The 12,984-nt window shown below is 27.9% G+C and carries 11 protein-coding genes and 1 pseudogene; 7 read left to right on the forward strand and 5 right to left on the reverse strand.

What is annotated here, in order from left to right:
• Both L8W68_RS04155 and L8W68_RS04160 read left to right on the forward strand, forming a co-directional pair.
• A partial coding sequence (locus L8W68_RS04155; protein WP_263675097.1) for a hypothetical protein occupies positions 1-318 on the forward strand: 318 nt, incomplete at its 5' end.
• A 10-nt stretch (positions 319-328) separates the two neighbouring features.
• Positions 329-1,537 (forward strand): glycosyltransferase family 2 protein, encoded by a 1,209-nt coding sequence (locus L8W68_RS04160; protein WP_263675099.1) that lies wholly within the window; start codon positions 329-331, stop codon positions 1,535-1,537.
• On the opposite strand, the gene L8W68_RS04165 is transcribed toward L8W68_RS04160, so the two are convergent.
• Entirely contained in the window at positions 1,517-2,686 is a 1,170-nt protein-coding gene (locus L8W68_RS04165) for a glycosyltransferase family 2 protein (RefSeq protein ID WP_263675100.1), read from the reverse strand. The two genes, L8W68_RS04160 and L8W68_RS04165, sit on opposite strands and share 21 nt — an antisense overlap.
• Before the next feature lie 57 nt (positions 2,687-2,743).
• On the opposite strand from L8W68_RS04165, the gene L8W68_RS04170 reads away from it, so the two are divergent.
• Positions 2,744-3,739 carry a capsular polysaccharide synthesis protein gene (locus L8W68_RS04170; RefSeq protein WP_263675101.1) on the forward strand — a complete coding sequence of 332 codons (996 nt, stop codon included), beginning with the start codon at positions 2,744-2,746 and terminating at the stop codon, positions 3,737-3,739.
• Here L8W68_RS04170 and L8W68_RS04175 read toward each other — a convergent pair.
• From L8W68_RS04175 to waaC, 4 genes and pseudogenes are all read right to left on the reverse strand, one after another.
• Positions 3,726-4,896: pseudogene (locus tag L8W68_RS04175) on the reverse strand (glycosyltransferase family 2 protein). The gene L8W68_RS04170 and the pseudogene L8W68_RS04175 overlap by 14 nt on opposite strands.
• A 3-nt stretch (positions 4,897-4,899) precedes the next feature.
• Positions 4,900-6,447, reverse strand: a complete 1,548-nt coding sequence (locus tag L8W68_RS04180; protein ID WP_263675102.1) for a glycosyltransferase family 2 protein — start codon at positions 6,445-6,447, stop codon at positions 4,900-4,902.
• A gap of 8 nt (positions 6,448-6,455) precedes the next feature.
• Positions 6,456-7,328, reverse strand: a complete 873-nt coding sequence (locus L8W68_RS04185; RefSeq protein WP_263675103.1) for a lipid A biosynthesis lauroyl acyltransferase — start codon at positions 7,326-7,328, stop codon at positions 6,456-6,458.
• Positions 7,325-8,344: a lipopolysaccharide heptosyltransferase I gene (waaC, locus tag L8W68_RS04190; RefSeq protein WP_263675104.1), complete on the reverse strand. Its 1,020-nt coding sequence runs from the start codon at positions 8,342-8,344 to the stop codon at positions 7,325-7,327. Before waaC ends, L8W68_RS04185 begins: the two co-directional genes overlap by 4 nt.
• 66 nt (positions 8,345-8,410) lie before the next feature.
• Here waaC and L8W68_RS04195 point away from each other — a divergent pair, with 66 nt between their 5' ends.
• From L8W68_RS04195 to L8W68_RS04210, 4 genes are read left to right on the forward strand one after another with little or no spacing between them, the layout of a single operon-like run.
• Complete coding sequence (locus L8W68_RS04195) at positions 8,411-9,190, forward strand: 3'-5' exonuclease (protein ID WP_263675105.1); 780 nt, start codon at positions 8,411-8,413, stop codon at positions 9,188-9,190.
• Between the two features lie 58 nt (positions 9,191-9,248).
• Entirely contained in the window at positions 9,249-10,235 is a 987-nt protein-coding gene (gene galE / locus L8W68_RS04200; protein ID WP_039626879.1) for a UDP-glucose 4-epimerase GalE, read from the forward strand.
• Positions 10,229-11,923 carry an ABC transporter ATP-binding protein gene (locus L8W68_RS04205; RefSeq protein WP_263675107.1) on the forward strand — a complete coding sequence of 565 codons (1,695 nt, stop codon included), beginning with the start codon at positions 10,229-10,231 and terminating at the stop codon, positions 11,921-11,923. The genes galE and L8W68_RS04205 overlap by 7 nt, the downstream gene beginning before the upstream one ends.
• On the forward strand, positions 11,920-12,984 hold the full coding sequence (locus L8W68_RS04210; RefSeq protein ID WP_263675109.1) for a glycosyltransferase: 1,065 nt from the start codon (positions 11,920-11,922) through the stop codon (positions 12,982-12,984). Before L8W68_RS04205 ends, L8W68_RS04210 begins: the two co-directional genes overlap by 4 nt.

Here is a 12,984-nt window from a genome sequence, read left to right on the forward strand (position 1 = left end):
AACCAACTTGAAAAAATTAAAGATAAATATAGAAAGAATTTATACACCATAAAAAAAAGTCTGTACTATAAAATAGGCAATAAAATTCTAAATGAAAAAAATATCATAAAAAAAGTAAAAATATTTTTAGCGTTATATCATAAGATTAAAAATAGTAATTATTTAAACAGCATCCAAGAATGCGGTACAAATCCTCTTCTAAGCAAAAAGGAAGCTTTTGCTTATACATTAGGAAAGGAAATTTTTGCTATCAATCATAAATCATTTTCTAAAAAAGTTAAAACAATAAAACTTATGTTAAAATGTCATAAATTTTAAAGGATAAATCGTGTTTGATTATCAAGTTTCCATCATTATACCAATTTACAATGTAGCACCATACTTAAAAGAATGTCTAGATAGCGTTGTCAATCAAAGCTATAAACATTTAGATATTGTTTTAGTAGATGATGGAAGTGATGATGGAAGCTTAGATATAGCTTTAGAATATCTCAATAAAGATGAAAGAATATTTTTAATCTCTAAGGAAAACGGAGGATTAAGTTCGGCAAGAAATATGGGATTAGAATTTATAAAAGGAACTAAACTTAGAAGCTTTTTTGAAGATGAGAAAGAACAAGATATAATCTCTTTTACCTCAACTCATACTTTCGATAAAAATACAAAAATAATTAGCAAAGAAACTATAAAATCAAATTTTATACCTATTCAAAAAAGATACATAAAAACAAATATAGAAAATATAAATGATTTATTAGTGCAAGAGCTACCAAATTCTATAATTCACTTTTTAGATTCAGATGATTATTTTTTAAATGACTGCATAGAGCTTTGCGTGAAAGAAATGATTGAAAAAGATTTGGATATTTGTGCGCATGGGTTTGAAGAATATCATGAAGAAAATTCTTGTTTTTTAAAAAAACCACCAACAGATCTAATGCAAAAAAGTAAAAAAATATTTTTTAATACCGGTATAGAACTATTGCAAGAAAATAACTTTTTTCAGTTTTATTTTGCTTGGCAAGGAACTTTTAAGGCTAAAATTTTAAATCAATATAATCTTCGTTTCACTCATGGAATTTATCATGAAGATCATGATTTTGGAACCATATTGTTTTGCTTGGCTAAGAAAGTTTTTTATATCAATATAACCTTAATGATATATAGAATCAGAAAAGGCTCCATAACAAATATCCAAAATACTCCGATACCAAGCAAGATGCCTAAACATTTAGAACCACTAAGAAAACATTTTAATAATTATAAAGAACTTAGAGAATATTTTCGCCTACACTGCCTACTAGTTATTTTTTTAAAAATACAAAAATTTGACAATCAAACCTATTTTTTAAAAAAATCATCAAAAAGTTATTTGTACTCTATAGCACAAAAGAAAATTACAAAAGATCCTCTAAAAATCCGTGAGAATCTATATAAGTACTTAAAATTTGTTAAATTATATAAACTATATTACATAATTAGATTGCACATTAGACATCCAAAAAAAATAATCTCATTATTTAATAAAACTCGATAATAATCTAAATATTTTATATTGAATCTTTGATATCTTATAAGATTTTAAATCTTTAAGTTTTCTCTGAGCACACAGTGGGTCTTTGCTAAATTTTTTTATCTTAAATGCATTTTTTATATAAAAATATAAAATCACTTTTTTTAAAAACAAAGAAATTGTTTTATCTGGATAACTACTAATAAAATTAATTAACTCTAAGGCTATTAACACCCAACTAGAATACCTAAAATATTCCTTTGCTAAAAATGCATCTCCATTAAAAGCATCTAATATATTTCTAAAATGAGGAAGTATGTTATCTTTAATGATTATCTTATCTTGATTTGTTGATGAATTTGCTCGAATTCTGTAATAATAAAATACTTTAGGATAAACATAAATACTCTTAGCTTGCGAAAAAAGCAAAATTCCAAATAAATGATCTTCAGCAAAAATACCATCTTTAAATTTTATTTTTTTATCTTTTATGTGATTAAAATTTATCATACCCGAACAAACAAAAGAAAAATCTTTCATCTTGCTTCTTGCTAAATATCGCAACCATTCTAGTGAAGTAATCTTTTTTTCTTGTTTTATATTAATGTCTTTTAGCCTACTACTTTGACTTTGATTTTTACAAGATATTTCATAGTATTTTGCCTCATCAAACCAAACCACATCTACCCCATCCATTCTAGGTACACATTCTTCTATACAGTTTAATTCCCAATAATCATCAGAATCTAAAAAGATAATATAATCTATAATAGGATAAGTAAAGCTAGTTAAATCTTGTTCATTATTAAAAGCTTTATAGCTTTTATATACAGTATATATTTCATAAGGATTATTACCTTCTATATTAAATTCTATTAAAGAATTTTCTTTTATAGTTTGGGTTTTGTTTTTGAGTTTATATTCTCCACTAAAATATTCTATACCTACATTTCTTGCTGTGCTTTGTCCACCATTTTTTTTATCAAAAAGAGTTATTCTTTTATCTTTTAAAGTGTATTCTTTTGCAATATTAAGTGAGTTTTCATCTGTACTACCATCATTTACTAGTATGATTTCTAAATTAGTATAAGTTTGATTGATTACACTATCTAAACATTCTTTTAGATATTTTTCTACATTGTATATGGGGATTACTACGCCTACGGTTTTCATATATGCATAACCTTGATTATTTTTGATATTATATCAAAAAACTTTTTAGGAATATATATGCAAATACAACAAAATAGCCCTTTATTTTATAATAATTTAATAAAAAAATTAAGCTCATTTATACCTATAAAATCAATAAGAAGAAAATTAAGAAATCACATTCAATATAAACTAGAACATCCTAAAGTGACTAATTATCTTTTAAACAACTATGTCAATCCTTTTTTAGAAGGGAAAATTCCTCATTTTAATTTTGAAAAAAAATATCATTTTATAAACGATAAAATTATTTGGCAGTTTTGGTACCAAGGTAAAGATCAAGCTTCACCTATGATACAGCAATGTTTCAATTCAGTGCAAAGTCAAATGAAAGATGATTACACAATCATCATTTTAGATAAAGATAATATAAAAGATTACCTTGATTTTCCACCATATGTTATAGAGAAATTAGAAAGTAATTTTTTTGGAGAAAAAACTATAACTTTTTTTTCAGATCTTTTAAGAGTATGCTTGCTTGCAACTTATGGTGGTATATGGTGTGATGCAAGTATATTTTTAAGTTCTAAAATTCCTAGTGAACTTTGCGATAAAGACTTTTTTACCTTTGAAAGATCAAAAACAAAACCTAGTAAAGAAAAATTGAAAAAATTTATCAAAAGTGGATATTTTTCTTACGGATATTTTAACTGGAATGATGATTTTAAGGTTAAAATACTAAATAGTTTTATAATCTCAAAATCTCATCACAAAAATATCCAAGCTATGAAAGATATACTTATATACTATTGGTCAAATGAGAAAAACCTTAATAACTTTTATTATTTTACTTTTCAAATTATCTTTGAACTTTTAAAAGAACATGGCTTTGTAAATGATACCTATAAAAATATGAGCGATATAGAATGCCATTTATTACAATTTAGCGCCAAAGAAAAATTTAATCCAACTCTTTGGGAAGAAATTCAAAAGCAAAGTTTTTTACACAAACTCACGCATTTTAAATCTATAAAAAAAGATTCAATGATAGATAAAATCATCATGCAAAGTTGATTTTATCTAAAAATACTTTTTATTTTTTGCCAAATTTTCCAAAGATCATAAGGAATTTTTGTTTGGATAAAAGGTTTAATTATAGGTAATTTTTCCTTTAAATTTAAAGGATCTTTTTTAAATTTTTTAATCATCAAAGCTTTTTTTACATAAAAAGGCAAAAATGTCTCTTTTATAGCCAATACATTTTCACTTTTTTGATCTTTAAAAAATTCTATTAATTCTAAAGCTGTTATCATCCTACTTGCTGCTTTTAAATAATTTTTTGCCTCTTTAGCATTTTCTCCAAAAAATTCATATAAGTCTTTAAAATACTCTGACACATTTGCCCTTGTAACTTTTTTGTCATGATTAGATATACTATTTGCTCTCAAACGGCACAAATACAATCTTTTAGGAAAAATATAAATATTACTAGCACAGCTAAATAAAACCATGCCAAAATGAATATCTTCATTGATAATTTTGTTAATAAATTTAAGTTTTAATTGTTTTAAAAATGAAAAATCTATCATACCGCCCCAACTAAACGAAATATCTCTAGAACCTACTTTTGTAGCTTGTTTAGCATAGTCTCTTGGAGTGATAGTGCATTCTTGAGTAAAATTAAATATATTCATCCTTGTCTTTTGACCTTTATCTTCTATACCATCATCATAAATGCAAGCATGATCAAACCATAATACATCTACATTTTGCATTCTCGCAACGCACTCTTCTATGCAGTTTAACTCCCAATAATTATCAGAATCTAAAAAGATAATATAATCAATCTTTGGAATTTCTAATTTATCATCTACTAAAGCATTTTTATGTTTATAAATTTTATAAATATTTTGTGGGTTATTACCAATAATATTAAAAATATTTAATTCATTTTCTTGTTCAATATGTTGTATTTCATATTCTCCATAAAAAAATTCTATACCTACATTTCTAGCACTGCTTAAACCACCATTTTTTTTATCAAAAAGAGTGATTCTTCTATCTTTTAAAGTGTATTCTTTTGCAATATTGAGTGAGTTTTCATCTGTACTACCATCATTTACTAGTATGATTTCTAAGTTAGTATAAGTTTGATTGATTACACTATCTAAACATTCTTTTAGATATTTTTCTACATTATATATGGGGATTACTACGCCTACGGTTTTCATACTTTATCTCCAAGTTATTTTTTTATTTTTTATAGTTTCAAGATAAATTTGATGATTAATTTCAAGCATATTTTTGCTATTTTCTTCATGGTAAATATGATAAGCTAGAGCATTAAATTTAAGCCTTTTAAACGCTCCGTCATTAAATAAAAATCTAGCTACAAACTCACTATCTTCCCTACCCCAACCTATAAATTTTTCATTAAATCCCTCAATGGCTTCAAAATCACTTTTATAAAAACTCATATTGCAAGTTTTACTACCTTTAACAAGTTGTGATTTTTTAAAAAATTTCTTAGTTAGTTTTGAAAATTTATATATACATTTAGCTAAAAAAATATTTCTTTGATTTTTAAAACCTTTTTTGTCAAATGCCAAACTAAAATCATTTTTTCTTAAAAGTTCTTTGCTTTCATTTTCATTTAAAATAGTTCTTGATCCTTGCAAAATAGTCTTTAAACTAGCAAATTTTAAATGGTCACCGATGAAGTTTTTTTCTAAAATCATATCCCCATCAATTAAAACAATATATTCACTATCAGAAGCATTAATTGCCTTATTGCGACTTGCCGCAGCACGAAACCCCTCATCTTCTTGCCAAATATGCTCTAACTTACATGGAAAATCTTTCTGATAAACTTGTATAAGTTTAGTCGTATCTTCCCTGCTTCCATCATCAGCTATTAAAACCTCATCTGGTAAAGGCTCTAAGTTTTTAACGCTATCAAGCACCAAAGCAAGCCTTTCTTTTTGATTATAGGTTGTGATGATTAAAGCACAAGTTTTTGGCTTTTGTTTTTTTAACTCATACAATTTCATATATTTAAAAAAGGCCCCAAGACCATTGCAAGTACTTATGATAAAGCCTTTATAGCCATAAAAAATCCCTTTTTTCAAAACATAATTTCTAAAAAAAGTCCAAATTCCTCTTAACAATGCCTTGCAAATGCTACTTTCTTTATGTAAATTTTGCAAAGCCCAAAGCTTGGAGTATTTTTGAAGCTTATCTAGCAAACTATCGATATCCTCAAAAGCAAAATGCCTCAAACCATTTTGCAACTTAATTTTTTTGCTATCTTCATGTAAAATCAAACTCTCATGCACCAAATTTTCATTAAAATTGGTATGGGTTTTATTAAACACCCGCATTACATGATCAGGCCACCACCCACAAGCTTTAATCCACTCTCCATTATATAAATTTTCTCTTGGTAAAGCTATGATATCTTCTTTATTAGGCTCAATTTGCCCTAATTCTTGTAAAAATTCTTTCTTAGTAAGCTCATCTGCGTCAATATTAAAAATCCAATCATTACTAGCATAACTTATGGCTAAATTTTTCAAAGGTCCAAAACCTATAAATTTATGCTGATAAATCTTGATATTTTTATAACTTTTACTAAACTCATAAACAATTTTTAAAGTATCATCATTGCTATCATTTTCTATCAAAACTATCTCGCCAAATTCTTGCAAAGATTCCAAGCAAGCTTTTAAAGTTTTTTGAGCATTTTTAACAATCATTATCACACTAATTTGCTTTAAATCCATTTTATACCCTATAAATATAATTCATGATTGTATCTTTTAAATCTCTTATGAAAGAAAAAATACTCATCAGGTTTAAATTTAATCATCTCTTCACAACACTTTGCTTGATACTTAGTAAGCTCTTCTATACTTGCCTTGCTTGCATCTAAAGCCTTAAAAGTTTTTACAAAAAATTTCTCATCTTTTTGATACACAAAACAAGGTAAAATCATAGCATTTGTTTTTTTTGCAAGCACACTTGCACCTGCTATAAAATTTACTTCTTGATTAAAATACTGTATTTTTATACTTTCATTATCCACTGCATCTTGATCGGTTAAAATTCCAAGCGATCTACCTTCTTTTAAGGCTTTTAGCATTTTTTTAAGCCCGCCCTTTTTTTCTATAAGCTCTATGTTAAACTGCGTGCGATTTTTACTTAAAATTTTATCCATTATCACGCTATCAAGCGCTCTTCCAACTATGGAGATTCCTTGAAATTTAGCTCCAAAAGATAAAGCCAAAAGTTCCCAGTTGCCATAATGAGCCGTAGTTACGATTAAGGGTCTTTTACTTTGCATTATATTTAAAATTTGCTCCTCATCATCAAAGCAAATTTTATTGATGATTTCTTCTTTGCTTGCATTTTGATTTTTGATAAAATCAATCCCAAATTTAGCAAAATTTTTATAAATATTAAGACTAGTTTCATCGCGCCATTTTTGATCTTTTTCAGGAAAGCAAATTTTTAAGTTTGTGTCAATGATTTTACGGTGTTTGTGATTAAGCCTATAAGTGATTAAAGCAACCAAATTTGCAAAAGAGCTTAAAAGTTTTGAAGGTAAAATCTTCACAAGAACTTTTAACATGTAAAAAAGGCTTAGATATACATAATTTATCATTTTTCTAAAAGCTCACAAGCTAGTTTAAAAATATCTTTTTCATCGATATTTTGTATGCAAAAATCACTTTTATCTATATGCTTTGAATGCAGTATTTTTTTACCTGCATTGATTGTTTTGTTGATATTTGTTTCATAAGCATTTCTTTGACTAGGAGTAGCACCAAAAATCGTTATAGAAGGCTTGTTTAATGCAAAGGCTAAATGAGTAGGCCCGCTATCATTTCCGATAATCAAATCGCTTGCCTTAGTTAAAGCACAAAGCTCACTTAAGCTTAATTTTGGCGCAAGTTCTATTTTTAAATGTTTTAAATTTAAAACTATATCTTTAGCAAAATTAAACTCATTAACATTACCCCAACCAAGCATGATTTTTGCACTAGTAAAATACTCTAAAAGCATTCTACAAAGTAGTATCAAACGCTCTTTTGGGTAAATTTTATTAGGCATAGATGAGCCTACATGTATAAGTATATTTGGCGCACTTTCACTTAAAGAAAGTCTTTGTTCTAAGCTTTCTTTTAACTCATCATCTATACTAAAACAACTTTGTTTTAACTCTATATCGCTATGATCAAAATGCTCATTTAGCACATAAGCTACCAAAGAAAGATTACGCACGATAATATTTTCTTCATAATTACACGCAAATTTATGCGTATAAAAATTGCTCGCAAAACCCTCTTTGATACTTTCTTGATCAAAACCAAAAGTATTAGCACATAAAAATTTACTCACTAAAGCGGATTTAATCAAACCTTGCAAATCAATCACAACATCATATTTATTTTGTCTAGCTTCAAAAAGCATAGCAAAAACTTCTTTGAATTTTCTATCTTTTAAAGGCAGGGCATAAACTTCATTTATCATTGGATGATCTTGCAATAATCCTGCAAATCTTGCATCTACAAACCAATCAATACTCGCCTTAGGATAATGCTTTTTAATAAATTGTAAAACAATTACCGCATGGATGATATCTCCAAGTGCGGATAATTTAACCAAACCTATTTTCATATGCTACTTTATTTTTAAATTTTCTGTTATGATTTTAACAAAGATTTTTTTAAAAAAAGGTTTATCATGCAAGAATATATTTGCGTTTTTGATTGTGAGAGTATTCCTGATGTAGAATTGATAAAACATCTTTATGATTTTAATGGCGATGATTTAAGCATTAGCAAGCAAGCTTTAGAAAGACAAAAAGAAGAAAGCGGAAGTGAATTTTTACCCCTGCCTTTTCATAAAGTTGTAAGCATTTGTGCAGTGATTGCAGATAAATTTGGAAATTTCATCAAAGTCAATAAAATCAAAGGCGACAACGAAAAACAAATGCTAGAAGAGTTTTTTAACTTCATAGATAAACACCAACCCCGCCTTGTAAGTTTTAATGGCAAAAGCTATGACATGCCTTTGCTTGTTATAAGAGCATTAAAATACAATATCAACGCAAGTGCGTATTTAGACACAAGAGATAAATGGGATAACTACAAAAGCAAATTTGTAGAAAATAAACATTGTGATTTATTAGAATCTTTAGGAAGTTTTGGCCAAAAAGGCTTAAAACTTGACACACTTTGCGCTATGGCAGGACTTCCTGGAAAGTTTGATGTGCATGGAAATGAAGTATTAGAACTTTTTTATCAAAACAAATTAGAAAAAATTCACGAATACTGTGAAAGTGATGTGTTAAACACTTATATGCTATTTTTAAAATACGAACTCATCAAAGGCAATTTAACCCAAGAAGATTATCTTAATATTTTAGAAAATTTCAAAGAAGAGCTTTTGCAAAAACATAGTGAAAAAAGTTATCAAAAGCCATTTTTAGAAGCCATAGAAAAAGAAAAAAACAAGTTTTAAATTAATTAAGAAAAGTATATTAAAATAACTATTATTAAATATCACAAAAAGGATAAAAATGAAAATTTTAATCACCGGTGGCGCAGGATACATAGGCTCTCACACCTTAAAACAATTTCTAGAAACAAATCATGAAATTTGTGTATTAGATAATCTTTCAAAAGGCAGTAAAAAAAGTTTGGATGAACTTTCTAAAATCAGACCTTTTAAGTTTTTTGAGCAAGATTTAAGCGATTATGCTGGGATTAAAAAACTTTTCAAAGAAGAAAAATTTGATGCAATTGTGCATTTTGCAGCTAGTATTGAAGTTCCTGAAAGTATGGAAAATCCTTTAAAATATTATATGAACAATACCGCAAACACAAGTAATCTAATCCAAACTTGTTTAGAAACAGGTGTGAAAAAATTCATTTTTTCCTCAACCGCAGCTACTTATGGAGAGCCACAAACTCCTATTGTAGATGAGCAAAGTCCATTAGCACCGATTAATCCTTATGGACAAAGCAAACTAATGAGCGAAAAAGTCTTACAAGATGCTAATATGGCTAATCCTGAATTTAAATACTGCATTTTAAGATACTTCAATGTAGCAGGTGCTTGCATGAGTTATCCTATAGGACAACGCTATCCAAAAGCTACTTTACTTATCAAGGTTGCTGCTGAAGTAGCCACAGGAAAAAGAGAAAAACTTTATATTTTTGGCGATGATTATAATACTAAAGATGGCACTTGTATTAGAGATTTTATCCATGTTGATGATATTTCAAGTGCGCATTTAGCCGCTTTAGAATACCTAGAAAACAATGAAAGTAATATTTTCAATGTAGGCTATGGACATGGCTTTAGCGTAAAAGAAGTTATTGAAACCATGAAAAAAGTAAGCGGGGTAGATTTCACAGTAGAACTTGCACCAAAAAGAGCCGGAGATCCTTCTGTGCTTATTTCAAATGCTGATAAAATCAAAACTCTAACCAACTGGAAACCAAAATATGATGATTTAGAATTAATCTGCAAAAGTGCTTATGAGTGGGAAAAACAGTGTTAAAAAAACTTTTTTTCATACTCAATGCCCATGATAAGAAATTTTTATTTGCTTTGCTAATTTTTTCTATTTTTATAGGATTCATAGAAAGCTTTGCTATTTCTTTAATCATGCCCTTTGTATCGGTAGCGAGTAATTTTGAGCTTTTAGAAAAAAGCTCCTATTTTCAACCTATATATGAGTATTTAAATTTACCAAGTTATAAGATTATTGCTTATTTTGGCTGTATATTAATCGCCTTTTATATTTTTAGAGCCTTTTTAAATGCCTTTTATTTTCATTTGCTTGCGCGTTTTTCTAAAGGGCGTTACCACAGCCTTGCTTGTCGTATTTTTGATAAATACTTACACCTTGAATATGAAAATTTTACTAACAAAAATCAATCAGAACTTTTAAAAACCATCACACAAGAAGTATTTCATTTAAGCACTTTAATTAGCGCTTTTTTACTTATGCTAAGTGAAAGCTTTGTGGTGTTTTTACTTTATACTTTATTGCTAATTATCAACTATAAAATCACCCTAGCTTTAAGTGCTTTTTTACTTTTAAATGCTTTTATTTTGATTAAAATCCTCTCACCCTTGGTAAAAAAGGCTTCCATAGCTAGAGAAGAAGCAATGAAAAATTATTTTGAAATTTTAAATGCAAATTTAAACAACCTTAAAATCATCAAACTCAAAACCAAAGAACAAAGCACACAAAAGCTTTATGAAATTCAAAGTGGGCTTTTTGCCAAAGCAAACATTAGTAATGAAAGCATGTCAAGCATTCCTAGAATTTACCTTGAATGTATAGGTTTTTGTATGCTTTGTTTTATTGTAGTATATTTAGTTTTAAGATATGAAAGTGATATTTCATCTATCTTAGCAACTATCACCATTTTCGTAGTAGCTCTTTATAGGCTTATGCCAAGTGCTAATCGTATCATCACAAGTTATAATGAAATCACATATTATAAAAACTCTTTAGATATTATTTATAACATGCTCAATGAAAAAGAAGAAAAACTGGGTGATGAAAACATTGAATTTAAAGAAAAAATCGTTTTGAACAATCTTTTCTTTGCTTATAAGGGCAAGAAAAATTTATTTAAAAATTTAAATTTTGAGCTTAATAAAAATGAAAAAATCGCTTTTATAGGTAAAAGTGGAAGTGGTAAAAGCACTTTAGTCGATCTTATTATAGGGCTTTTAAAACCAAGCGATGGAGCTATATTTGTAGATGGAATTAAACTTGATGAGAACAATATAAAAAGTTTTAGAAGTAAAATTGGCTACATACCTCAACAAATTTATCTTTTTAATGATTCTATTGCTAAAAATATTAGCTTTGGAGAAGAAATAGATGAAGCACTTTTGCATAAGGTAATCAAACAAGCTAATCTTGAAAGCTTTGTAAATTCACTTGAAGATGGAGTGCATACTAAGGTGGGTGATTCAGGTTCGTTTTTAAGTGGGGGTCAAAGACAAAGAATAGCCATAGCAAGAGCGCTTTATCAACAACCTGAAATTTTAGTTTTAGATGAAGCAACTAGCGCTCTTGATCAAGAAAGTGAAGCAAAAATCATGGAAGAAATCTATAAAATTTCAAAAGACAAAACCCTCATCATTATAGCTCATAGGCTCTCAACTATACAAGGTTGCGATAGAGTATTTGAAGTAAATCATGGGCATTTAAAGGAACAAGCATGAAAATCACTTTCATCATAGCTACTTTAAATTCAGGCGGTGCTGAAAGAGTATTGGTCACTTTAGCTAATGAGCTTTGTAAAAATCATGAAATAAATATTATTAAATTTCACAAAGAAGACTCTTTTTACAAGCTTGATCCAAAAATCAAACTTTTTACCCTAGAGCAATTTGACTTTTCCACTCTTTATAATAAAATAGCCTCACGCATTAAAAAATTCAAAGCCTTAAAACAAGCACTTAAAGACCATAAAAGTGATGTTTTTATCTCATTTTTAGATACTACTAACATCGCTTGTATTTGGGCAAATAAAGGTTCTAATATACCTTTAATCATTAGCGAGCATAGCTCTTATACTTATTTAAAATCTAAAATTTGGAAATTTTTACGCCGTATAAGTTTTCCTCATGCAAATGCTCTAACCGTGCTAAGTAATGATGATAAAAATTATTATGAAAACTTTGTTAAAAATGTTGTCAATATGCCAAATCCTTGTCATTTTAGCCCCATTAAAGAAAATTTAGAAAAAGAAAATAATGTCATTTTCGTAGGCAGACTTGATCATAATAAAAATGCTTCTATGTTTTTAAAAGCCATAGCAAGACTAGATACAAATTTACAAAATCAATACAATTTTTTCATAGCAGGCGATGGAGAATTAAGACAAGATTTAGAACAAGAAGCTAAGAATTTAAATATTAAAGTTAATTTTTTAGGTAAAGTTGAAAATATGCAAGAGCTTTATAAAAAAGCAAAAATAATCTGCCTTTGCTCTTTCATAGAAGGCTTGCCAACAGTTTTACTTGAAAGTTTATATTATCAAGTAGCACGCATTAGTACTAAATATACAAGTGGTCATAAAGATTTAATTGATGATGGAAAAGATGGATTTTTAGTAGATTTAGATGATGAGAAGGATTTAAGCGAAAAACTCGCCCTTTTAATGCAAGATGAAAATTTAAGAAAAACACTAGCGCTTAATGCACAGCAGCGATGTAAAGATTATGAAGTGGCCAATGTAACACAAAAATGGCTTGATTTGATCAAAGAAGTAAGGGTTTAA

The organism is Campylobacter sp. FU_497 (genome assembly GCF_025772425.1).
Lineage (GTDB): Bacteria > Campylobacterota > Campylobacteria > Campylobacterales > Campylobacteraceae > Campylobacter_D > Campylobacter_D lari_C.

What these genes read in the sequence shown, in the direction of transcription:
- L8W68_RS04165 (WP_263675100.1), bottom strand. Translation starts at nt 2,686, where the DNA reads ATGAAAACCGTAGGCGTAGTAATCCCCATATACAATGTAGAAAAATAT.
- L8W68_RS04170 (WP_263675101.1), top strand. Translation starts at nt 2,744, where the DNA reads ATGCAAATACAACAAAATAGCCCTTTATTTTATAATAATTTAATAAAA.
- L8W68_RS04180 (WP_263675102.1), bottom strand. Translation starts at nt 6,447, where the DNA reads ATGGATTTAAAGCAAATTAGTGTGATAATGATTGTTAAAAATGCTCAA.
- L8W68_RS04185 (WP_263675103.1), bottom strand. Translation starts at nt 7,328, where the DNA reads ATGATAAATTATGTATATCTAAGCCTTTTTTACATGTTAAAAGTTCTT.
- waaC (WP_263675104.1), bottom strand. Translation starts at nt 8,344, where the DNA reads ATGAAAATAGGTTTGGTTAAATTATCCGCACTTGGAGATATCATCCAT.
- L8W68_RS04195 (WP_263675105.1), top strand. Translation starts at nt 8,411, where the DNA reads ATGCAAGAATATATTTGCGTTTTTGATTGTGAGAGTATTCCTGATGTA.
- galE (WP_039626879.1), top strand. Translation starts at nt 9,249, where the DNA reads ATGAAAATTTTAATCACCGGTGGCGCAGGATACATAGGCTCTCACACC.
- L8W68_RS04210 (WP_263675109.1), top strand. Translation starts at nt 11,920, where the DNA reads ATGAAAATCACTTTCATCATAGCTACTTTAAATTCAGGCGGTGCTGAA.